The 22,636-nt window shown below is 59.2% G+C and carries 16 protein-coding genes; 6 read left to right on the forward strand and 10 right to left on the reverse strand.

All coding sequences use genetic code 11. From position 1 onward, the window contains the following. Nucleotides 1-80: 80 nt before the first annotated feature. Complete coding sequence (locus tag C1N56_RS17195; protein WP_021507798.1) at nt 81-947, forward strand: nucleoside-specific channel-forming protein Tsx; 867 nt, start codon at nt 81-83, stop codon at nt 945-947. A 45-nt stretch (nt 948-992) separates the two neighbouring features. On the opposite strand, the gene yjdN is transcribed toward C1N56_RS17195, so the two are convergent. After that, entirely contained in the window at nt 993-1,430 is a 438-nt protein-coding gene (yjdN, locus tag C1N56_RS17200) for a VOC family metalloprotein YjdN (protein ID WP_215800433.1), read from the reverse strand. Nucleotides 1,431-1,501: 71 nt separating this feature from the next. Beyond that, on the reverse strand, nt 1,502-2,401 hold the full coding sequence (locus C1N56_RS17205; RefSeq protein WP_021507800.1) for a LysR family transcriptional regulator: 900 nt from the start codon (nt 2,399-2,401) through the stop codon (nt 1,502-1,504). A 113-nt stretch (nt 2,402-2,514) separates the two neighbouring features. On the opposite strand from C1N56_RS17205, the gene C1N56_RS17210 reads away from it, so the two are divergent. From C1N56_RS17210 to C1N56_RS17225, 4 genes are all read left to right on the forward strand, one after another. Further along, nucleotides 2,515-3,828 (forward strand): amidohydrolase, encoded by a 1,314-nt coding sequence (locus C1N56_RS17210; protein ID WP_394516907.1) that lies wholly within the window; start codon nt 2,515-2,517, stop codon nt 3,826-3,828. Next, on the forward strand, nt 3,825-5,270 hold the full coding sequence (locus tag C1N56_RS17215; RefSeq protein WP_394516908.1) for a M20 family metallopeptidase: 1,446 nt from the start codon (nt 3,825-3,827) through the stop codon (nt 5,268-5,270). Before C1N56_RS17210 ends, C1N56_RS17215 begins: the two co-directional genes overlap by 4 nt. A 182-nt stretch (nt 5,271-5,452) precedes the next feature. Further along, nucleotides 5,453-6,973 carry a p-aminobenzoyl-glutamate transporter gene (gene abgT, locus C1N56_RS17220; protein WP_058759275.1) on the forward strand — a complete coding sequence of 507 codons (1,521 nt, stop codon included), beginning with the start codon at nt 5,453-5,455 and terminating at the stop codon, nt 6,971-6,973. 186 nt (nt 6,974-7,159) lie between these two features. Next, on the forward strand, nt 7,160-8,569 hold the full coding sequence (locus tag C1N56_RS17225) for an MFS transporter (RefSeq protein WP_394516909.1): 1,410 nt from the start codon (nt 7,160-7,162) through the stop codon (nt 8,567-8,569). A gap of 139 nt (nt 8,570-8,708) precedes the next feature. Here the strand turns inward: C1N56_RS17225 and C1N56_RS17230 are convergent, their stop codons facing one another. The 4 genes from C1N56_RS17230 to C1N56_RS17245 all read right to left on the reverse strand — a co-directional run bounded on the left by C1N56_RS17230 (nt 8,709) and on the right by C1N56_RS17245 (nt 16,265). Continuing rightward, on the reverse strand, nt 8,709-12,212 hold the full coding sequence (locus C1N56_RS17230) for an Ig-like domain-containing protein (protein WP_394516910.1): 3,504 nt from the start codon (nt 12,210-12,212) through the stop codon (nt 8,709-8,711). Nucleotides 12,213-12,409: 197 nt separating this feature from the next. Then, nucleotides 12,410-13,729, reverse strand: coding sequence for a c-type cytochrome (locus C1N56_RS17235; protein WP_394516911.1), 1,320 nt, complete (start codon nt 13,727-13,729; stop codon nt 12,410-12,412). An 11-nt stretch (nt 13,730-13,740) separates the two neighbouring features. Next, nucleotides 13,741-15,525: a GMC family oxidoreductase gene (locus C1N56_RS17240; RefSeq protein WP_127833577.1), complete on the reverse strand. Its 1,785-nt coding sequence runs from the start codon at nt 15,523-15,525 to the stop codon at nt 13,741-13,743. Between the two features lie 2 nt (nt 15,526-15,527). Continuing rightward, nucleotides 15,528-16,265, reverse strand: coding sequence for a gluconate 2-dehydrogenase subunit 3 family protein (locus C1N56_RS17245; RefSeq protein ID WP_058770036.1), 738 nt, complete (start codon nt 16,263-16,265; stop codon nt 15,528-15,530). 294 nt (nt 16,266-16,559) lie between these two features. On the opposite strand from C1N56_RS17245, the gene sbmA reads away from it, so the two are divergent. Then, a complete protein-coding gene (gene sbmA / locus C1N56_RS17250; protein WP_104187864.1) occupies nt 16,560-17,795 on the forward strand; it encodes a peptide antibiotic transporter SbmA in 1,236 nt (411 codons plus the stop codon). A gap of 119 nt (nt 17,796-17,914) precedes the next feature. Here the strand turns inward: sbmA and C1N56_RS17255 are convergent, their stop codons facing one another. The 4 genes from C1N56_RS17255 to C1N56_RS17270 form a co-directional block, all read right to left on the reverse strand. Continuing rightward, nucleotides 17,915-19,555 carry a dihydroxyacetone kinase subunit DhaK gene (locus C1N56_RS17255; protein WP_394516912.1) on the reverse strand — a complete coding sequence of 547 codons (1,641 nt, stop codon included), beginning with the start codon at nt 19,553-19,555 and terminating at the stop codon, nt 17,915-17,917. Nucleotides 19,556-19,676: 121 nt separating this feature from the next. Continuing rightward, nucleotides 19,677-20,732, reverse strand: coding sequence for a 7-bladed beta-propeller protein YncE (locus tag C1N56_RS17260; RefSeq protein WP_241798049.1), 1,056 nt, complete (start codon nt 20,730-20,732; stop codon nt 19,677-19,679). A gap of 211 nt (nt 20,733-20,943) precedes the next feature. Further along, on the reverse strand, nt 20,944-21,153 hold the full coding sequence (locus tag C1N56_RS17265) for a YdgH/BhsA/McbA family protein (RefSeq protein ID WP_394516913.1): 210 nt from the start codon (nt 21,151-21,153) through the stop codon (nt 20,944-20,946). A 290-nt stretch (nt 21,154-21,443) separates the two neighbouring features. Then, nucleotides 21,444-22,631 (reverse strand): MFS transporter, encoded by a 1,188-nt coding sequence (locus C1N56_RS17270; protein WP_058757539.1) that lies wholly within the window; start codon nt 22,629-22,631, stop codon nt 21,444-21,446. Between the last annotated feature and the right edge of the window lie 5 nt (nt 22,632-22,636).

Here is a 22,636-nt window from a genome sequence, read left to right on the forward strand (position 1 = left end):
GCACACTGCCCATCCCCTGGGATCGATTTCACCCGATCGCAGCATTTGCGCGGCGATCACGAGCAAGTGGTTAAAAAATAATGAAATTTAAAACGTTGATAGCAGGGGCCTTACTGGCCAGTAGCTGGACCGGCGCCGCACAGGCGGCGGAAAGCGATCCGCAGTACCTTTCTGACTGGTGGCATCAGAGCGTGAACGTGGTAGGCAGTTATCACACCCGCTTCGGACCCCAGTTCAACAATGATGTGTATCTCGAATACGAAGCCTTTACTAAAAAGGACTGGTTTGATTTCTACGGCTACCTTGACCTGACCAACTTCTTTGGCGTGGGTAACAGCAATGCCAACGGTATTTTTGACCACGGTTCGCCGATGTTCATGGAAATTGAGCCACGCTTCTCCATCGATAAGCTGACCGGCACCAGCCTGGCGTTCGGACCGTTCAAAGAGTGGTACTTCGCTAACAACTACATCTACGACATGGGTCGCAACAGCGACAGCCGTCAGAACACCTGGTATATGGGTCTGGGTACTGACATTGATACCCATAGCGATATCGGCCTGTCACTGAACGTGTACGCGAAATACCAGTGGGAAAACTACGGTGCGGCGAACGAAAACAGCTGGGATGGTTATCGCTTCAAGGTGAAATACTTTGTGCCGATCACTGACCTGTGGGGCGGCAAGCTGAGCTATATCGGCTTCACCAACTTTGACTGGGGTTCCGATCTGCGTGACAAGTCTGACCGCTCGCGCACCAGCAACTCAATTGCCTCCAGCCACATTCTGTCGCTGAACTACGATCACTGGCATGTCTCTACCGTGGCGCGTTACTTCCACAACGGCGGCCAGTGGGCTGATGGCCAGGAGCTGAACTTCGGCAACGGTCCGTTTGAAGTGAAATCAACCGGCTGGGGTTACTACCTGGTGGTGGGTTACAACTTCTAAACCGCTTCCGGCGTGGCCGCTCACCATCGCGGCCACGCCAGTCGGTTACGCCTGTGGCTTCACCACGTTGATGCGCCATGGGATGCCAAACTTATCGATAAACATCCCGAAGCCGTTCGACCAGAAGGTTTTCTGCCATTCAGTGGTCACTTTGCCGCCCGCAGAGAGCTTATCAAACCAGGCTTTACCCTCCGCTTCATCTGGCGTGGCCAGGCTCACCGCATAACCGGCATGTTCGGACGCCGGTGGCTGGGCGGTATTGCCATCACTTAGCATCAGCTCGCCCTGACCAATGCGCAGATGCGCATGCATAATCTTTTCCGGCGGCAGCGGCGGCGCCGACTCATCGCCCACCTGCTCGCCCTGCTCCGGCATATCGCCAAACGTCATTTTTTGCAGAATTTCGCCGCCGGTGGCCTCCAGATAGAAGGCAATCGCTTCTTCACAGCGGCCGTAGAGAAATAAATAAGGACTCACCTGCATCGTAACCTCCGTTGAGAGTGCGTTAACGCGTGTCGTACACCTAAAGTGTAGACGATGCAGTTTTTCACCCGTCACGGCTGGCAGTAGCGGCGGAACAGCTGCGCCATGTAAGCGCTCATCGGCGTCAGCGCAGTGTCTTTACGCTGAATCAGATAGAAGGTGGCTTTCGGCAGCGGATCGTCGAGATCCAGCGCGATCAGCTGCCCGCCGTGCGTAGGGTCTTCAATCACGTCGCGCGCAATGATGCTGACAAAATCACTCTTTGCCACCAGGCTGGTGCAGGCCATAAAGGTCTCGCAGGTCACCGCGATTTTGGGTGCCATGCCGCGCTCACCGAACAGATCATGCAGCAGTCGGTAATAACTGCCCTGCGGCGTCGGCATGGTCCAGTCGCAGTGTTGCAACTCGGCCAGCGAGCGCGCATGCGCCATCGGATGCCCTTTACGCATCACCACCTGATACTCGCGCTGCATCAGCCGCTCGAAAATCAGCTCCTGATCGAAGTGATGCCGGTCGTAGGTATTGATGGTGAAATCCAGCGCGCCCTGACGCAGTTCATGCACCATCGACACCAGTTGGCCCTCCACGATACGCACTTTCACCAGTGGATATTCACGATGAAACTGGGTTATCACCTGCGGCATCACAGTACGCGCTATGCTGCCGCCCACCCCAATATTCACTTTGCCACCGGCCAGACCGAGCCGCTGCTGGATATCTTCCTGCGCCACACGCAGTTCCTCCAGCACCAGACAGGCATGACGAAAAAAGGTTTCACCGACATCGGTCAGCATCACACCCTGCTGACGACGCTCGAACAGGCGCGCGCCCAGCGCCAGCTCCAGTTCCTGAATCGCTTTGGTTAATGCCGGCTGCGACAGGCCCGACAGCCGGCTGGCGGCGCGAATACTGCCCTGGCGCGCCACGTCAACAAAGGCGCGCAGCTGATGAAGTTTAAGATTGGCCGCCATGATCAGGTGATAACCATTGTCTATCGGTCACAAGATATTCGCATCTTATGCGCCCTAATACCATTGTGTAGATTCGGTTGAATGCATAAAAAACCAACACTAAGGAACAGCCGATGAACACCCTTTCCGACCTCGTCAACGCGCGGATACCGCAGATGCAGACATGGCGCCGCGACCTGCACCAGTATGCTGAATCCGGCTGGCTGGAGTTCCGCACCGCCACGCTGGTGGCGGAAGAGCTGCATCGTCTTGGTTATCAGCTGCAGCTGGGCCGTGAGGTGATTGATGCCGATGCGCGCATGGGTCTGCCGTCTGCTGAAGTGCTGGCGCAGCAGGAAGCGCGTGCGCTGCAGCAGGGCGCGCTGCCACAGTGGCTGCCCCACTTCTCCGGCGGTTTCTGCGGCGTGGTGGCAACGCTGGACACCGGACGTCCCGGTCCGGTGATGGGCTTTCGTGTTGATATGGACGCGCTCGACCAGACGGAAAGCGCCGCCGCCGATCATCTGCCGACGCGCGAAGGCTTCGCCTCGTGCAATCCCGGCATGATGCACGCCTGCGGCCACGACGGTCACACCACCATAGGTCTGGCGCTGGCGGGCGTGCTGATGGCGATGAAGCACCAGCTGAGCGGTCGCATAAAACTCATTTTTCAGCCGGCGGAAGAAGGCGTACGCGGTGCCAAAGCCATGGTGGCCGCGGGCGTACTTGATGATGTCGATCTGTTCACCGCCATTCACCTTGGCACCGGCGTGCCGCCCGGCGAGATCGTCTGCGGCAGCGACAGCTTTCTCGCCACGACCAAGCTGGACGTGCGTTTCACCGGGGTCGGCGCGCATGCCGGTGGCAAACCGGAAGAAGGACGCAACGCACTGCTGGCGGCGGCGCAGGCCACGCTGGCGCTGCACACTCTGCCGCAGCACAGCGGCGGCGTGGCGCGCGTTAACGTTGGTGTCTTACAGGCCGGCAGCGGACGCAACGTAGTGCCGGATGTTGCGCTGATGAAAGTGGAAACGCGCGGCGCGAGTAATCAGGTCAACGACGATATCTATCAACAGGCGCTGCGCGTGATTGCCGGTGCCGCGGCGATGTACGGCGTTGAGCACGAGGTCACGCTGATGGGCGGTGCACGCAGCTGCGCGCCGAGCCCGGCGTGGGTCAGTTTTATCCATCAGCAGGCCGAGGCGACCGGCCTGTTCAGTTCGGTGATAGACAGCAAACAGCAGGCGGCCGGTTCCGAAGATGCTACCTACATGATGGAGCGCGTGCAGCAGCGCGGCGGCCAGGCGTCTTACGTCATCTTCGGCTGCGAGCTGGCGGCGGGCCATCACAATGCGCGGTTCGACTTTGATGAAGCGGTGATGGCTACTGCCGTGCAGATGCTGGCTACGCTGGCGCTTAATCAGACGCAATTCGGCGGTGCCCGATGAGCGCACACGACTTCATCGATCGTTACATCGACCAGCACCAGGCGCGTTTCAGTGCCCTCAGCGATGCCATCTGGGACGTGCCGGAAACCCGTTTCGAAGAGACGCAATCGTCTGCGCTGCTGGCCGATGCGCTGGCGCAGGAGGGGTTTGAGGTCGAGCGCGGCGTCGGCGGTCTCGACACCGCGTTTATCGCCTCAATCGGCCACGGCCAGCCGGTGATCGCCATCCTCGGCGAGTTTGATGCTTTGGCCGGTCTGAGCCAGCAGGCGGGCTGCGCCACGCCTGAGCCGCTGGTGGAAAACGGCAACGGTCACGGCTGCGGCCACAACCTGCTCGGTACCGCCGGCCTGGCCGCCGCTTTCGCCATCAAAGCCTGGTGGGCAGAACAGGGCGGACGCGGCACGCTGCGCTTTTACGGCTGCCCTGGCGAGGAGGGCGGCTCGGGTAAAACCTTTATGGTGCGCAAGGGGCTGTTTGATGATGTCGATGCTGCCGTGACCTGGCACCCGGAAGGCTTCAGCGGCATGTTCAACCTCAGCACCCTCGCCAATATTCAGGCGGCGTTTCACTTCAAAGGTGTGGCTGCGCATGCCGCTAACTCGCCGCATCTCGGGCGCAGCGCGCTGGACGCGGTGACGCTGATGAACACCGGCGCGAATTTTCTGCGCGAGCACATCGTGCAGGAGGCGCGCCTGCACTATGCGGTCACCCAAACCGGCGGCGTATCGCCCAACGTGGTGCAGGCCGATGCCGAAGTGCTGTACCTGATTCGCGCGCCGCAGCTCGACCAGGCCCAGGATATCTACCAGCGCGTGATCAACATCGCCCAAGGCGCGGCGCTGATGACCGACACGCAGATGACGGTACGTTTTGATAAAGCCTGCTCCAACTATGTGCCCAACCGCGCGCTGGAAGCGGTGATGGAACGTAATTTGCACCATTTTGGTCTGCCGCACTACAGCGCGCAGGAACAGGCATTTGCGGCAGAGATCCGCGCCACGCTGAGCAAAGACGATCTGCGTAACGCGCGACTGAATGCGGCGCGCACCGGCGGCGAAGCGGGCATCGCCTGGGCTGAGGCGCTGGGGGATAAAGTGCTGATGGATGAGGTAGCGCCGTATGCGGTCACGCGCGAGTTGCTGTACGGCTCAACTGACGTTGGTGATGTTAGCTGGGTAACGCCGACGGCGCAGTGTTTTGCCCCCTGCTTTGCCTTCGGCACGCCGCTGCACACCTGGCAGCTGGTGGCACAGGGCCGCACGCCGATTTCCCACAAAGGGATGTGCCTCGCCGCCAAAGTGCTGGCCGCCACCGCGCTGACGCTTTTGCACGATGATGCCGCGCTGGCGCGTTGTCGTGAAGAGTTTGACCGCGTGCGCCGCGAACAGCCGTACGTGTGCCCGATTCCGGCCGGCGTGCAGCCATCGACATTAGCATCCTGAGTTCAGCAACGCATTACGCCAGGTGCGCATAAATGCGCACCCTACGAGGGCGTGGCCGGTGGTCACCGCTCCTTACCGTGTAAGGTCGCCATTTATGGCGACCTGGTGCCAACGCATCACCATTAAAAAAATATAAGCAGTACGCAAACATAACTGACAAGACGACTCATGAGGATCTACCGATGGAAGTGATGACCGAAAATCGCAGCCCCGGCAAGCTGTTCAGCTGGATTGAGCGGGTCGGCAACAAAGTGCCCAACCCGTTCTTACTGTTTGTCTACCTGATCGTGGTGCTGATGATCGCCACCGCGCTTCTCAGCAGCCTCGATGTGGCCGTTAAAAATCCGGCCAATGGCGAACTGGTGCGGGTCAATAACCTGCTGAGCGTGGCGGGCATTCAGTGGATCCTGCCCAACATCATCAAAAACTTTAGCGGCTTCACCCCACTGGGCTCCATTCTGGCGCTGGTGATCGGGGCCGGCCTGGCGGAAAAAGTCGGGCTGCTGCAGTCGCTGATGGTGAAAATGGCGTCGCGCGTCAGCCGTCGCTACGCCAGCTATATGGTGCTGTTTATCGCGTTCTTCAGCCATATCTCTTCCGACGCCGCACTGGTGGTGATGCCGCCACTCGGCGCGCTGATCTTCCTTGCCGTCGGGCGTCATCCGGTGGCGGGTCTGCTGGCGGCGATTGCCGGCGTCGCGTCGGGTTTTACCGCGAATCTGCTGATCGTCACCACCGACGTACTGCTCTCCGGCATCAGTACCGAGGCCGCCAAAGCGGTCAGCGACACGGTCCACGTCAGCGTGATCGATAACTGGTTCTTCATGGCCAGCTCGGTCATCGTACTGACCGTGGCCGGCGCGCTGCTGACCGATAAATTTGTCGAACCGCGCCTGCCCGTCTGGAACAGCGGCCATCACGATCGCCTGCCACCGCTGACGGCGCAGGAGAATCGCGGCCTGAAGGCGGCCGGTCTCGCCGCACTGGTGTTCATCGGCGTGATGGCGCTGCTGGTGGTGCCGGAGCATGCGCCGCTGCGCAACCCGAAAACCGGCGGCATCATCCCTTCGCCGTTTATTCAGGGCATCGTGCCGATCATCATCCTGTTCTTCTTTGTGGTGGCGATTGCCTATGGCGCGGTAACGCAGCAAATTCGCCGCGCTGACGACATCCCCCGACTGCTGGTGGATCCGATGAAGAGCATGGCCGGCTTTATCGTCATGGTATTTCCGCTGTCGCAGTTCGTGGCGTTCTTCAACTGGAGCAACATGGGCAAGTTTATGGCCATCGGCCTGACCGATATGCTGGAGAGCGCCGGCATCAGCGGTGCGCCGGCCTTTCTCGGCCTGATGTTCCTCTCGGCGTTTCTGTGCATGTTTATCGCCAGCGGCTCGGCGATCTGGTCGATCCTCGCGCCGGTGTTTGTGCCGATGTTTATGCTGCTCGGCTTTCACCCGGCGTTTGCCCAGATGATTTTCCGCATCGCCGATTCCGCCGTGCTGCCGCTGGCGCCGATGTCGCCGTTTCTGCCGCTGTTCCTCGGTTTCCTGCAGCGCTATCAAAAAGACGCGCAGCTCGGCACCTACTACGTGCTGATCTTCCCGTATCCGCTGGTGTTCTTTGTGACGTGGATCGCGCTGCTGCTGGTGTGGTATCTGCTGGGCCTGCCCATCGGTCCGGGCGTTTATCCGCATCTGCCCTGACCTGGCGCCATGGACGGCGTACCGCTTTCTGTGAACTGCAACGCACGTTGCCAAAATGTCACCGCTGCACCTCTCGGCAACCCCGGACGAATTGATTATTCTGCTATTTCTTCGCTTGCTAACGGTTAATGATTTCTGACAAACCACCACCGGGCGGATCCTGCAAACACCGAGGTAACAATCATAATGACAACCACCTATTCGACAGGGGTGGCGACCGATCGCATCGCTACCGAACGCCAGACGCTGGCCGGGCGCATCGACGCTCTGCCCTCTTCCGCCGGGCTGTGGCGCTTTATTACGTTGCTGGCGCTCGGCGGCTTCTTCGAGCTGTACGATCTGTTTGAAACCGGCTACATCAGCGCCGGGCTGGTCGCCGCTGGCGTGTTCCACACCGGCACCGCGGGCGTGTTTGGTATCGCCGATCAGGCGGCGTTCGCCTCGGCGACCTTTCTCGGCCTGTTTGTCGGTGCCAGCCTGCTGACGCCCTATGCCGACCGCTTCGGCCGTCGCCTGACCTTTATGTGCGCGCTGGCGTGGTACGGTGCGTTCTCACTGCTGATGGCGTTCCAGCACAGCGCGGAGATGATTATTCTGTGCCGCTTTCTGGTCGGCATCGGTCTGGGCGTCGAGCTGGTGACCATCGATACCTATCTGTCGGAGTGGGTGCCGGCCCATCTGCGCAGCCGCGCGTTTGCCTTCTCTTTTTTCGTTCAGTTCCTGTCGGTGCCGACGGTGGCGCTGATGTCATGGTGGCTGGTACCGCAAACCCTGCTCGGCCTCGAAGGCTGGCGCTGGGTCGTGATCGCCGGTGCGCTGTGCTCGCTGGTGATCTGGTTTATCCGGAAAAACCTGCCGGAGTCGGCGCGCTGGCTGGCGCAGCAGGGGCGGCATCAGGACGCGCACCGGGTGCTGAGCGAGATGGAAAAACGCTGCGGCATTGAGCCGGGGGACGATTTCTCTCAGCGTGATGCGGCGGCACAGCTGCCGAAAAAAGGGCGCTTTAGCGAAATCTGGGCACCGGCTTATCGCCAGCGTACGCTGATGCTGGTGGTGATGAACTTCTTCCAGGCGATTGGCTTCTTCGGCTTCGGTAACTGGCTGCCGGCGCTGCTGTCCGGCAAGGGGGCCACCGTCACCCACAGCCTGCTGTACGCCTTTTTCATCACGCTGGCCTATCCGCTCGGCTCGCTGATCTGCAGCCGCTACGCCGACCGGCTGGAAAACAAATGGCAGATCGTTTTTTCATCGCTGATGACGGTGGTGTTCGGCACGCTGTTCGCGCTGACCAGCAACCCGCTGCTGATGGTGGTGTGCGGTTTCCTGATCACCTACAGCAACGCCTGGCTGACCTTCAGCTATCACGCCTATCAGACCGAGATCTTCCCGACGCACATTCGTGCGCGCGCCGTTGGCTTCTGCTATTCGTTCAGCCGGCTGTCGACCGCTTTCAGCAGTATTCTGATTGGCCTGATTCTGCAGTATGCCGGCAGTCAGGGCGTGATCGTGTTTATCGTGCTGAGCATGCTGATGGTGATGCTGTCGGTCGGGATTTACGGGCCGAAGACGCGGGGACTGGATCTGGAAAACATTTAAACCGGACGGGCACAAGGTGGGCGGCGGCCGGTTCAGCCCGGTAATGCGCACCCTTTGGAGCGGCACGATTCATCGCGCGATAAATCGCGCCGCTACGTCCTGGTGCAAACCTTTGGGGGCGTTTCCGCCCCCGCCAGATTTACACCAGTTCGGTTTTCACCCCTTCCTGGATCAGCACGTCGGCATCGACGCCGCTGTGGCTGTAAACCTGATACTTCACGCCAGCCACCGTGGTGCTGCCCTGCTGTTTCACCCAATCGCCCACGTCACCGCCGTCGCCGAGGATGTCATCCAGTTTCACCACGTCCTGCGCATCGCCTTTGATCAGCAACTGGGTTTTGCCGTCTTTCACGAACAGATCCTGACTTCCAACCTGCAGGATATCGTCAACCGTTACGCTCAGGACGTTTTTGCCGTGACCCGTCATATCGATGGTGCTGCCCTGCTTGCCCTGCGCCAGCACATCGCTCAGGGAAACGGCGAATTCATCGCCCAGGGTGATGACGGCAGGAACATCAAAGGCGGTGATACCGACATGATCATCATGCATGCCCCATTCAACGTCACTGATGCGCACGCCGCCCGGATTGTTCACCGAATCCACTTCTGCCGGATTGACGCGCACCACGGCTGAACCGATCAGCTTACCGGCCGGGGCGTGGTACTCGACAATGTCGCTTCGCAGGGTGCCAGGATGCGCCTTCAGCTCATAGCTGTGCAGCAATTTACCTTGCGTGTCATAGAAATCGATGTAATTGCCTTTGCTGTGCACATAATCCGATTTCAGCACCACTTTCTCCGCCACGCCGTCGAAATCCAGCTTCATCTGGCCGCCACGGCCAACAATGATTTCGCCATGCTTCAGCGTTTTTTGCTCGCCGCCGATATTCGGTCCTTTAATCAGCGTCATCTTCAGACTGTCGTCGATGGTATAACTGACCCCGGTTTTAAAATCGATATAGCGCGGATGACCGTTAGCGTCTTTCACCAGATCAGGTTGTCCACGAACCCGGCTGATTTCTTTAACCCCGATGTTATCGATAGCGAAATCGTTGCCGTTACCGTTATTAACCTCATTGGTTACCGCCACGCGAACCACCTCTGTTTTGCTGGCGGTATACAGTCCGCTGAAATGATTCCAGGCAGCATCCAGCCCCATATTAGGAATTACTTTCTGTCCATTAACGTCCAGACCGATTTTTGGTTTCAGGCTACCGCCAGGAATACGGTAGCCATCAAAATCGAACTGGTAGGTTTTACCCGCTTCGACCTGAATATAGCGATAAACCACTTCTCCTTTGAACCCGTTGGTGTTTGAACCGTTGGTCATGGAACCCAACTCATAAGAGGAATTGCCTCCGCTCCAGCGCTTAACCCCGATGTTGTCATTTTTGTGATACAGACCGCTGGCGATCCAGCCCTGCTGGGTACCGTCGTTGAAATTCCACACTAGCCCCTTGTGATCGACCTTCGGCGGATCGACATTGATCTCCAGCAGAAAGGTTGGCGCATTCACATCACGAATGGCGCTATCACTGACCTGAAATTGCGTCAGTCCTTTCCATGGCGAGCGATCGTAAGACTGGTAGCTCCAGTTACCCGTAGCATCCGCTGTGACCGAGTCCATTAATACCCAGTGGCCCTCAATATGGCAGCCGAAGATGTACACCACCTTATTGGGTGCAGACGTGCCTTTCAGGGTTGGCGTCATATCATCGGTGATATCACCGCTTTTCAGCTGGCCCTGCTTTGGTCCGCTGTCATCCCACGCAGAAATAATCTCCGTCTTGCCGGAGATTATCGTCAGGTCGAAAACATCGGCGGCGGCGTCACGCACCGGGCTGTCTGACACCTGGAACTCATATTTGCCAAAGCCGCCGCGTAACGCGCGCACTTCGCTTTGCCAGTGACCATGAGCATCCGCAACGGCGCTGCCGAGCGTCACCCATACCCCGTTCACGTGGCGGGCATAGATATAAACCACGCTGTTTGCTGCAGCATGGCCTTTCAGCGTTGGCGTCAGATCATCAGTGACATCGCCCTGATGCAGCACGCCGGTCTGCGCGCCAAAATTATCCCAGGCAGAAACGATACCGGGTTTTTCCGGCACCATGTTGAGACTGAACACCTCGGCGCTGGTGTCGCGATCGGGGGTTTTGGCAGCCTGAAACTCATAAGTGCCGTATCCCCCGCGCAGCGCGCGCACTTCCGTTATCCAGTTGCCCCAGGCATCGGCCTTAACGCTGCCTAACACCACCCAGTGGCCATCAATATGCCGCGCATGGATATACACCATGCTGTTGGCTTCGGCTTTGCCCTGCAGCGTCGGTGCCATGTCATCGGTGGTGGCGCCGTTGATTAATTTGCCCTGCTCGGGCCCGACATTATCGTGTGCCGCGTCAATGGTGGGCTTCAGGCGGGTGCCGTTATCTGACACATACAGGTCGAACAGCGGCGCAGCGGGATCGCGCGTCGGGCTGTTACTGGCCTGGAAGTGATACGGGCCGGCACCGCCATCCAGTCGGGCAATTTCCACCTGCCAGTGGCCAAAGGCATCCGCCTGGGTGCTGCCTTTCAGCCACCAGCTGCCGTTTTCGCGCGTGGCATACACGTAGACGATACTGTTGGCTTCTGCCGTGCCTTTGAGCGTGGGCGTGAAATCATCGGTCAGCGCGCCGTTTTCCAGTTTGCCCTGTGCCGGGCCAAAATTATCCAGCGCATACTCGATCTTCACCGGCGCGGTAGGCACCACCGTATAGGTAAACGGCTCGCTCGCATCGCTCAACTCACCACGGTTATTTTGCGCGCGGGTAGTAATGGTGTTTTCACCGTAGCCCATCAGATCAACGTTACTCTCCCAGCGCCATTGCCCGTCAATCACCGGTGCCACGCCGACGCGTACCCCGTTGACGTAGATGATGACGTTTTCGGCATCCAGCGGCGCGTTGCCGCTCAGGCGTGGGCTGCGATCGTCGCTTGCGCTACCGGCTTTGATCACACCGGTATTCACCCCTTCATTATCAAATACTTCCAGCAGCTGCGGCTTATCGATGCGCGGCGTATTGACGAACAGCGTATAGACCGGGGAATCGACACTCACCTGACCAAATTTGTCGGTGGCGGTGACGGACAGGCGCTGTTCACCGTCGCTCAGTGCCGGCGTGATGGTCCACTGGCCGTTTTTTGCTGCCTGCACGCTGCCAGTCAGCACGCCGTTGCTGTACAGGCGGACAATGCTGTCCGGCTCGGCATAACCGGAAATGGCTGGCGTTTTATCATCGGTAAAGCCTTTGTTGCCAACCGGGCCCTGCACCGGTCCAAAATCATCCAGTACGCGCATAATCGCCGGCATATCGGGCGGGCTGAGATCGACTTCCAGCCGCGTCTGGAACGGAATCCCGGCGTTGCCGGCCCGGTCGAAAAAGCGCACGGTGAGATTATGGCTCCCCTCTTCCAGCCGCAGCGGCAACTGATACTCCCAGCTGCCGTCCGCGTTTACCTGCGTAGTAAATAGCTGGCCGTTAATGGCAAATTCGATATAGCTGACGCTCTTATCCTCAATCACCCCTTTCCAGTACTGATAAGGTGAATTGACGTAGTTCTCCTGCCCCGGTTTGGTCGGGTCGTAATAGCCTACAGACATATGGTCATCCTTTTCGCCAGAGTTAATATCGTTAAAGTAACGCTTAATAAGCGGCAGGGATTTTTAAACGTAGGGGAAGGAATCTCTTACAAGAAACGTCTGAAAGGAAAATCTAAGGTAATGAATTTAAGTGGGATTTTTCGCACTCTTCAGGCCATGAACCGCGTCATGACCTGAAGGAAATGCTTAAGACAGGCTTACTGCTTTTCCAGCACCCGGATATCCGCGCTGCCCTGTTTTGGCTGCACGCTGTCATCCTGGCGCAGTTTCGCCACCTGTTTCGCCGTGACTTTGGTCTGCACGCCGTTGCCCCAGCTGGTGCGGATAAAGTTCACCACATCCGCCACCTGACTGTCGTTCAGACGCCAGCCAAACGCCGGCATGGTGATCGCGGTCGGTGCGCCTTGCACGCCCGGCAGCGTGCCGCCAACCAGTACGATGTGAATCAGCGACGTCGGATCCTCTGCCATCACCACCGGATTCCCGCGCAGTGCCGGATAGAAGCGTTGATAGCCGCTGCCGTCGGTTTTATGACACGCCGCACAGCTGTCGACATACACGCCGGCACCCGGCTGGCTGTCGTCACCTTTCCACAGCGCCCGGGCCACTGCGTCATCCTCACGGAACACCGCCTGAGACGGATCTTTCGCGCCGAGCGATTTCAGGTAACGGGCAATCGCGCTGATATCCGCATCGCTGAGATACTGCAGGCTGTGCTGCACTACCTCGGTCATGCCACCAAACGCCGCCGTGTGATCGTTACGGCCATAGCGCAGGAACTGCTGCAGATCCGCTTCGCTCCAGCGCCCCAGGCCATCGCGGTTGTCACCGCGCAGGTTGCTGGCGGTCCAGCCGTCAATCGGCGCGCTGCTGCCGGCAAGATAATCATTGCCCTGGCCGTTATTCAGCGCTTTCTCCTGCATGGTGAAGCTGCGCGGTGTGTGGCAGGCACCGCAGTGGCCCAGCCCTTCCACCAGATAGCGACCGCGTGCCAGCGCCGGATCTTCCTGCGCGGCCGGCTGGAACGCCTTCACATCTGGCGCGAATAGGCCGCGCCAGATCGCCAGCGGCCAGCGCATCGACAGCGGCCACGGAATGTCGCTCTCTTTGTTAGCCTGCGCCACCGGCGCCACGCCGTGCATGAAGTAGGCATACAGCGCCTTCATGTCGTCATCGCTGACCACCGCATAAGATGGATACGGCATCGCCGGATAGAGCGTGTCGCCGTTTTTCGCCACGCCATGACGCACCGCTTTCTGGAAGTCGTCATAGCTGTAGTCACCAATGCCGGTTGCCTTATCCGGCGTGATATTGGTGGAGTAGATGGTGCCAATCGGCGTCACCATCGGCAGGCCGCCGGCAAACGGTTTACCGCCTGCGGTGCTGTGGCAGGCGACGCAGTCACCGGCGCGCGCCAGATACTCACCGCGCTGCACCAGCGCATCGGCGGCGGTGTCCTCCGCCAGCGCGGCGAACGACAGGGTGCCCAGCAACAGGGCTGTTAAACTTTTGATCATCGCCATGTTCCTTATGCCTGTACCAGCGGGCCGGGGTTCTTCAGATACTGTTCACGAATCGCTTTGGCGGACCAGTAGCTCAGCGCCGCCACCATGCCGGTGGGGTTGTAGCCCAGTCCCTGCGGGAAGGCAGAAGCGCCGGCGACAAATACGTTCGGCACATCCCAGCTTTGCAGATAGCGGTTCACCGCGCTGGTTTTAGGATCTTCGCCCATGATGGCGCCGCCGCTCATGTGCGTGGTCTGGTACACGGTGGTATCGAAATGGGCACCCGGCCCTTTTGCGCCGCCAATGATCATCTTCGGATTCATCGCTTCGGTGATTTTGCGCATCTTGCCGATCATGAACTGCGCCATTTTGATGTCGTTGTCCTGCCAGTCAAAGGTCATACGCAGCAGCGGCTGGCCGTAAGCATCTTTGTAGTTGGGATCGAGATCGAGGTAGTTAGCGCGATACGACTGGTGCGCGCCGTGCGCATCCATCGACACGTGATGGTTATAGGTATCCGCCACCGCCGCTTTCCACTGGCTGCCCCAGTTCGGCGTGCCTGTTGGCGTCGGCAGGCCGGAGATCGGCTTGGTGCCCGCCTGGTTGACCCAGAACGGTGAACCGCCGACAAAGCCGTACGGACCATGGTCAAAGTTATCAGCGTTGTAATCATCCACCGCCACGCCCGCGCCACCGGCACCGATGAACGGATTGGTGGTGGTGTTTTTATCAAACAGCGCCTTCAGCGTGGAGATGTTCTGGTAGGCAAAGTTACGGCCGACCACGCCCTCGTTGCTGATAGGGTTGTACGGCTTGCCGATGCCGGACAGCAGCATCAGGTGCACGTTGTGGAACTGGAAGGCGGAGAGGATCACCAGATCCGCCGGCTGCTCCACTTCACGTCCCTGACCGTCCAGATAGGTCACTCCGGTCGCGCGTTTTTTATCGTCGGTCAGATTGACGCGCAGCACATACGCGTTGTTGCGCAGCTCAAACTTCGGCTCCTGGCGCAGCGCGGGCAGAATGTTAACGTTCGGCGACGCTTTGGAGTACATGTAGCAGGCGTAGCCGCTGCAGTAGCCGCAGAAGTTGCACGGCCCCATCTGCGCGCCGTAAGTATTGGTGTAGGGACCGGAGGTGTTGGCCGACGGCATATCGTAAGGGTGATAGCCCACCGATTCCGCCGCCTGGGCAAACAGCTGGGCCGACCAGGTGCGCTTCTGCGCCGGCAGCGGGAAGTCGCTGGAGCGATCCGGCGCATACGGGTTGCCGCCTTTCTCTTTGCCCACCACTTTGCCCTTGATTGACCAGGCGCTGCCGGAGGTGCCGAACACTTTTTCCGCCTGATCGAAGAACGGTTCCAGCTCGTCATAGCTGACGCCGAAATCCTGAATGGTCATGCCTTCCGGGATAAAGTTTTTGCCGTAACGCTGCTCGTAGTGACTGCGCAGGTTCAGCTCGACCGGGTCGACGCGGAAGTGCACGCCCGACCAGTGCAGGCCGGCGCCGCCGGTGCCGGTGCCCGGCAGGAATGCCGCCAGCTGACGATACGGTACGGCGGTTTGTGAGGCATCGTGACGGATAGTCACAGTGCTTTTTGACAGATCCTGGAACAGCTTTTTGCGGATGTTATAAGTCAGTTCATCAATGGACTGTGGATAGGATCCATCCGGATAGGTATCGCGATGCGGCCCGCGCTCCAGCGCCACCACATGCAGACCGGCCTCGGTCAGCTCTTTCGCCATGATCGCCCCGGCCCAGCCGAAACCGACGATCGCCACATCCACTTTTTTTAACGCATTTACCACGGTTACGCCCTCTCGCCGCGAATATCAACTGACGGGAACGGATAACGTTCGCCGCGCTCTACCCAATCCATAAAGTCGGCGCGTGCGCCAGGGAAGCCGATCAGCTTCCAGCCCACCATGCCCTGATTGCCGCCGTGGATCGGATCGCTGAAGTAGCCCTCGCGGGTGTTTTGCAACAGAAAGGCGAAGAAGGTTTTGGCCGGCACCTGCGGGAATTGCGCGCTGCCGTTTTCGAAGGCGCTCAGCAGCGCGTCCTGCTGCGTGGGCGTCAGCTCAGCAAACACCTTGCCGTGCTGCTGTTTGCTCCACCCATCGGCATCGGCCAGGCCGAGACGGTAGATCTGCTGCGGCACCAGCGGCAGTTGATAGCCGAGCTCTTTTGGCAGATCCGGATTGAACGGTCCCTGCATATACCAGTTGCTGCCGGTGGCATACGGCGTATTCATCTGGCGATCGATAAACTCCGGTACGCCGGCTTCCAGCGCGCCAGGACCACGTTCATCGTTGGGGATCAGGCGCGCCACGGCGGCTTTGAGGAAGGCAAACTCTTCGGCGGTAAACCACACCGGTTGATACTCGCGCGCCTGCTGCGGCGCAGCGGCCGACGACGCTGCCGCACCGGCGGCCATTGGCGCGACCAGTGCCCCCATCGCCGTACTGCCTACCGCCATTGCCGGCGCCAGGGTGATGGTTCTCAGCAGGAAATCCCGGCGAGTGTGACCCTTTTTTTCTTCTGACATGACATTGCCTCATTACCGCATATAATGCGGCATGAAAGTTAAGTAGTTGCGTTGTAATGGTTTTTATTGGCGTTTTAAGGGATACAGCAAGACTGTTACCGGTAACAGTTGGCGTAGTGTAACACCATCGCCGTTAATAATTTAGTTTCCCGAAACAAATGAGCACAAAAAACTTAACAACTAACTCTGCCGCTTTACATAAAAGCGGCAATGCTGTCATCGTCGGATACAACCGACAACAGACAGATAAATGCCGGAAGCGGTATAAAGAGTACACACAACAGCGGAGTGCCTATGTTTAAGTCCTATTTTCCGCGGCCGGCGCTGTTTTTCAGCTCGGCCGCGATTTGGAGCCTGATTGCCATTTTTGCCTGGTTTGGCTTTTTCAATGATTTTCCGGCGCGCTTTCCCGCTTTGCAGGCGGCGATGCAGCAGCCGCTGCCGACCAACGCCAGCCGCTTTATCCACGCCAGCCAGCTGTGGTTTTATGCCTACTACTGGATCATGGGTGGCGCCTTTGCGCTGGTGTGGCGCATCATCGACAACCATCCGTGGCAGCGCTGGTCAGTATGGGGATCGTTACTGATTATCTTTGTCACCTGGTTTGGCGTGCAGGTCGGCGTCGGCGTTAACGCCTGGTATGGTCCGTTCTACGACATGATTCAGCAGGCGCTGACCAAAGCCGGCTCGGTGGCCATCCATCAGTTCTATGTGCAGGTGCTGGCATTTCTCGGCATTGCGCTGATCGCGGTGGTGATCGGCGTGATGAACTCGTTTTTCGTCAGCCACTGGGTGTTCCGCTGGCGTACCGCGATGAACAACTACTACATGCATAACTGGCAGCGCCTGCGCCTGGTGGAAGGGGCCGCACAGCGTGTGCAGGAAGACACCATGCGCTTCGCCAGCACGCTGCAGGATTGGGGCATCAGCTTTATTCAGGCCATCATGACGCTGGTGGCGTTTCTGCCGGTGCTGGTGACGCTGTCGCACCACGTGAAGGAAGTGCCGATTCTCGGCAATATCCCTTATGCGCTGGTGATCGCCGCGCTGCTGTGGTCGCTGTTTGGTACCGCGCTGCTGGCGCTGGTGGGAATTAAACTGCCGGGGCTGGAGTTCCGCAATCAGCGGGTGGAAGCCGCGTACCGTAAAGAGCTGGTGTACGGCGAGGACGATCCGCAGCGCGCCGCACCGCCCACGGTGCAGGAGCTGTTCAGCCGCGTGCGTCACAACTATTTCCGCCTCTATTTCCACTACCTCTATTTCAACATCACGCGCATTCTCTACCTGCAGGTGGACAATGTGTTCGGGCTGTTCGTGCTGTTCCCTTCCATTGTCGCGGGCACCATTACGCTGGGGCTGCTTAACCAGATCACCAACGTGTTCGATCAGGTGCGCTCGTCGTTCCAGTATCTGATTACGTCGTGGTCCACGCTGATTACGCTGATGTCGATCTACAAACGTCTGCGCAGCTTTGAGCAGATTCTGCAGGATATTCCGCACGAAGAGATGCTGCGCGAAGCCTCGGAGTAAGCGGAAAAGGCTCGGAGGCAGAACCGCACTGTACTCCGACATCACTCAGAACAGTCCCCTCTCCCGCCCGCGGGAGAGGGTTAGGGTGAGGGCGAACCCCGCACCCATCCGCCCCATCTTCAGCCCGCCAGCACCGCAAACACCTTCTCGATGGCGTACGCGCCCGGATCTTTCACGCCATCCAGACTCTGCTGATTCAGATAAGCCGAACGGCCCGCCTTCGCACTCTGCATCTGCGCCGTCGCGTCGGCGCCCCGTTGCGCAGCGGCGGCCGCCGCAGCCAGCGACTCTCCGGCTGCTAACGCTTCCAGTGCCGGCTGCAGCGCATCCACCAGCGTGCGATGTCCCGGCTGCGCGCCGCCGTAGTGCTTCATCCGCTCCAGTCCATGCATCAGCGCCTGCGGCAGCGTGCTGCCCTCTTCCAGCTGCTGTCCGGCCGAAGTAAACAGAATCGACATCAGCACTCCGCTCGATCCGCCCATCACCGTCGCCAGCTGTTCGCCCACCAGCGCCAGCAGCGTAGGCAGCTCATCCAGCGGCAACTGCTGTTCACGCAGGCCGCGCTGGATTTTCTTCGCGCCGGCGGCAAAGGTCGAGCCGGTATCGCCATCGCCGACTTTGGCGTCCAGCGCATTCAGCTCGCTCTCCAGATCGATCAGCGTCTGCGTCACGCGCTCAACCACCTGCGCCACTTCAGCGTTATCAGAAGGATCGAAATCCAGCACGCTGCCGATGCGTTCAGCGCGCTGCAGGCTGATGGGCGCAAAGTCGTACATCGGCGTCCAGCCCAGCACCTGCACCGGCGCATGCAGCGCCTCGAAAAACGCCTCTTCCAGCGCCAGCAGCGTCAGCGAAAACCCTTTCATATCCAGCGCGCTGACCAGCGTTGCCGGGCCAATTAAATGGGTGATGCGCGCCGCCAGCGGCGACTGCAGTACCTCGCGCGTGAGCAGCGCCAGCTCCAGCTGGGAAAAGCCGCCGAGATTGTTGATCATCAACAGCGCCTGTTTGCCGTCGGGCAGCGCCTGCGCCAGCTGATCGGTCATGATGCTGGTAATTTTGCGGCTGTTTTGCGTATCCAGCGTGATCACGCCCGGCTCACCGTGAATGCCCATCCCCAGCTCGCTATGACCGGCTGCCACGCGATCGTCGCGCTTTTCACCCGGAATGTGACAGGTGGCAAACGCCAGGCCGATGGAGGACGTGGCGTCGATGGTGCGCTGCGCCAGCGCTTTAACCTCGTCGAGCGATTGGCCGTACTCCGCAGCGTAGCCGGCGATTTTGTGCACCAGCACGGTGCCGGCAATGCCGCGCGGCTGCGGATTTTCCGGCAGCGCGATATCGTCCTGCACCATCACCAGCTCCACCTTGTAACCAAGATTTTTCGCCTTTTCCGCTGCGAGGCCAAAGTTGAGGCGGTCACCGGTGTAGTTCTTCACAATCAGCAGACAGCCCGCCTCACCGGTGACGTTAACGATGGCGTTCAGCACCGCATCAACGCTCGGCGAGGCGAAGATATCGCCGCACACCGCAGCGGTCAGCATCCCTTTGCCGACAAAGCCCGCGTGCGCCGGTTCGTGGCCGGAGCCACCGCCGGAAATCAGTGCGACTTTGCTTTTATCCCAGTCCGAACGCACCACCACGCGAATCTCATCGCCCAGATCGAGACGGGTCAGGTTGTGCCACGGTGTGCTGAGTAACACGCCTTCGATCGCTTCGTTCACCAGATCGTTTTTTTCATGCATAAAAAACTGGCTCATTGCACTCTCCCCTTAGGTGTTGTCGTCCTAAAGGTAGCGTAAGCCGGGCGGGAAAGGGGGGATCAAGGCCGGAAATGCAAAGGGCGACACACGTCGCCCCTGAGTTTCGGATAATTACGCCCTACAGCGCGATGCGTAACACGCTGTCCGGGTTTTTTGGCGGTTCCTTGCGTGAGCCCGGCTGCTTGATGCTGACGAACAGCGTGTTGCCATCGGCGGAGAGCGCCAGGCTGTTCGGCAGGCCCGGCGCTTTCACCGTGCGTTTCACTTTATAGCTGCTGGCATCGATGATGCTGATCTCACCGGCTTTACGGTGCGTGACATACAACTCGTCACGGTCAGCATTGAACAGCACCGCCAGCGATTCCGGTACCTCAATACGCTGAATCACCTGCTGCGTGCGGGTATCCAGCACCAGCACCTGCGGCTGCTTCGCATCGCTGAGGAAAGCGCGGTGGCCTTTGCTATCCAGCGCAATATTCAGGAAAAAGTGCTCTTTATCACCGTCAATTTTCTGGCGCTTTTCAATCGCGTTCAGGCGGGTATTGATGGTGACCAGCTCGCCATCGGCATTGGTGACATACAGTTTCTGCGCGGCGGCATCCAGTGCCAGCCCGGTGCCCATTTTGCCGGTATTCGGGATAGTGCTGATGAGCTGGAGTGTTTTGCCATCCACCACCCACACCACGCTTTGCGCGCCGAGACCGGTGATGTACACGCGATTGGTTAGCGCATCCGCGACCAGTTCACGCGGCTGCAGCGGACGAACCGTGTCACCGCGCTTGCGGCTATCCAGCACCAGTGTGTTGATCACCTTACCGCTGCTGGCATCCACTGCCGTCAGCGCACCGTTGACCGTGTTGCCAAAGTACAGCACGTTGGTGTGCTGATTGATGGCGGCACCAAAGGTCTTCAGTTCAGTGCTGATGGTTTGCTTCACCGCCAGATTCTGCGGATCGAGACGGTACACGGTACCGCCCTGCGGATTGCCGGCGTTTTGCGCCGTGGCGAGGAACAGCGCGTTGTCGCTGTTGCTGAAGGCCAGTTCGTAGGCGCCTTTGGCGATCGGCTGATTGAGCGGCTGCGTTTCCGCCGCCTGCAGCGCGCTGCAGGACAGCAACGCCGTGGCCACCAGTAGCGGACGCAGCGCCCACTGCATTGTTTTATTCGCTTTCATAACTTCTCCATAGCAAAACCACCGCCGTGCGGCAGTGAAATGAAAGCCCGACATTGCAACCAATAAGAAATTCAGCCCGAGGCGAGCCGATAAGGATGTTAGTTTTTGCGAATAATAATCATTTATGCGGAAAAGGGACAGGATTTTATGGCGTTAGCAACGCCGCCAGGGCGCCCGAAGGCACCCTGTCAGCACAGAGGGTATGGCAAAGTTATTGGGTCAGTTCTGCGGTCATGTGAACGCCGTTGTTGAAGTTGGCTTCAGTCACTTTGTAGGAAGCACCAATTTCCTGCGCTTTAGCAGCGATTTGCGCTTCAGCACCGTCAAGCGTAGAGGCGGTAGCGGTCACGCTTTGCGCGAAGCTGGCAAATGGCAGAACAGAGAGAGCAATAACAGCAGCAAAAGTTTTGATGGTTTTCATGGTCATTTCCTTAATGATGTTTGATTGAATAAGGCGACATCGCCTTGATGAGATATATAGTAGGCCGGCAACCGATCAAAAAAAAGCGCAGAGATTTGCCTAAGTCATTCGAATATTTTGACTATAAAAAGCACGTTTAGCGCAACCTGTGCGCAAAGGGTTAAAAAACCACGATTTGAATAAAAGGCAGGATTTATTGCTGTGATTGGTGAGACCAGGCATACGCGGCAAAAGCGGCGCCGCGACACACCCTGAAGCGTGTCGCGGCGCGCCTGATGGCGGTAACGGATTTAACCGTGATGCCGCACGCGGGTAAAGATGGTGATGGCGGCCAGCAGCATCAGCACGCCGCTGGCAAGGAATACGCCGCCCGCGCCCTGCAGATCGAACATCCAGCCACCGGCCGCCGCACCGGCGGTGATCGCCAGCTGAATAGTGGCCACCAGCAGCCCGCCGCCCGATTCGGCGTCGTCCGGCACCGCGCGCGACAGCCAGGTTGACCAGCCAGTCGGCATTGAACCAAACGCCAGCCCCCACAGCGCGACGCCGCTCGCCACCAGCCAGGAGACGTGGCCAAAGCTCACCAGCAGCACCGCCGTCACGCTCATCACCAGCGCCATGCCGGTGAGCGTCAGCGACACGCTGCGCGTCACCAGCCACGCGGCCAGCGAGGTGCCGAAGAAGTTCGCCACGCCGAACGCCAGCAGCACCAGCGACAGCTGATTCACATTCAGCTGCGCGCTGGTTTCCAGGAACGGGCGCAGATAGGTAAAGAAGGCAAAATGGCCGGTAAACATCATGATCACCGCCAGCATGCCCCAGCGCATCACGCTCTGACGCAGCAGGTCCAGCACGCCGCCACTGCGCGCTTTGTTCTCCGGCGGCATCGACGGCAGGGTGAAGAACTGCCAGAACAGCGCCAGCACGCCCAAAACACCGGTCAGCAGGAAGATGTTACGCCAGCCAATCAGCCCGCCAAGATAGCTGCCCAGCGGCGCGGCAATGATGGTGGCCAGCGAAATACCGCTGAACACAATCGACAGCGCGCGCGGCACCTGATCGGCGGGCACCAGCCGCATGGTAATGGCGGTCGACAGCGTCCAGAAGCCGCCAATCGCCATGCCGAGCAGCACGCGCGCCAGTAAAATCATCGGCAGATTTTCGGCAAACGCCACCAGCAGCGCCGAGGCGATGAGCAGTAACGTGAACGCCAGCATCACCAGGCGGCGGTCGAGGCGGCGCGTGACGTTACCAATTACCAGGCTGGTCAGCAGCGCCACCAGCGCGGTAACCGTGACCGTCTGGCCCGCCTGCCCTTCGCTGACGCGCAGCGAGTCGGCAATCGGTGTCAGCAAGCTCACCGGCAGAAATTCTGCGGTGATCAGGCCGAAGACGCCAAACGCCATGGCGAACACCGCGCCCCATGCGGGTTTCTCTACCGCAATGCTTGTTTCCACTACTTCAGTATCCAGACTCATCTGCG

It is taken from the genome of Pantoea sp. SGAir0175 (genome assembly GCF_043547855.1).

Bases quoted from the DNA above. Each gene is read 5' to 3' on its own strand.
- C1N56_RS17205 (WP_021507800.1), bottom strand. From the start codon at position 2,401: ATGGCGGCCAATCTTAAACTTCATCAGCTGCGCGCCTTTGTTGACGTG.
- C1N56_RS17260 (WP_241798049.1), bottom strand. From the start codon at position 20,732: ATGAAAGCGAATAAAACAATGCAGTGGGCGCTGCGTCCGCTACTGGTG.
- C1N56_RS17215 (WP_394516908.1), top strand. From the start codon at position 3,825: ATGAGCGCACACGACTTCATCGATCGTTACATCGACCAGCACCAGGCG.
- C1N56_RS17230 (WP_394516910.1), bottom strand. From the start codon at position 12,212: ATGTCTGTAGGCTATTACGACCCGACCAAACCGGGGCAGGAGAACTAC.
- sbmA (WP_104187864.1), top strand. From the start codon at position 16,560: ATGTTTAAGTCCTATTTTCCGCGGCCGGCGCTGTTTTTCAGCTCGGCC.
- yjdN (WP_215800433.1), bottom strand. From the start codon at position 1,430: ATGCAGGTGAGTCCTTATTTATTTCTCTACGGCCGCTGTGAAGAAGCG.
- abgT (WP_058759275.1), top strand. From the start codon at position 5,453: ATGGAAGTGATGACCGAAAATCGCAGCCCCGGCAAGCTGTTCAGCTGG.
- C1N56_RS17255 (WP_394516912.1), bottom strand. From the start codon at position 19,555: ATGAGCCAGTTTTTTATGCATGAAAAAAACGATCTGGTGAACGAAGCG.
- C1N56_RS17235 (WP_394516911.1), bottom strand. From the start codon at position 13,729: ATGATCAAAAGTTTAACAGCCCTGTTGCTGGGCACCCTGTCGTTCGCC.
- C1N56_RS17245 (WP_058770036.1), bottom strand. From the start codon at position 16,265: ATGTCAGAAGAAAAAAAGGGTCACACTCGCCGGGATTTCCTGCTGAGA.
- C1N56_RS17195 (WP_021507798.1), top strand. From the start codon at position 81: ATGAAATTTAAAACGTTGATAGCAGGGGCCTTACTGGCCAGTAGCTGG.
- C1N56_RS17210 (WP_394516907.1), top strand. From the start codon at position 2,515: ATGAACACCCTTTCCGACCTCGTCAACGCGCGGATACCGCAGATGCAG.
- C1N56_RS17225 (WP_394516909.1), top strand. From the start codon at position 7,160: ATGACAACCACCTATTCGACAGGGGTGGCGACCGATCGCATCGCTACC.
- C1N56_RS17265 (WP_394516913.1), bottom strand. From the start codon at position 21,153: ATGAAAACCATCAAAACTTTTGCTGCTGTTATTGCTCTCTCTGTTCTG.
- C1N56_RS17270 (WP_058757539.1), bottom strand. From the start codon at position 22,631: ATGAGTCTGGATACTGAAGTAGTGGAAACAAGCATTGCGGTAGAGAAA.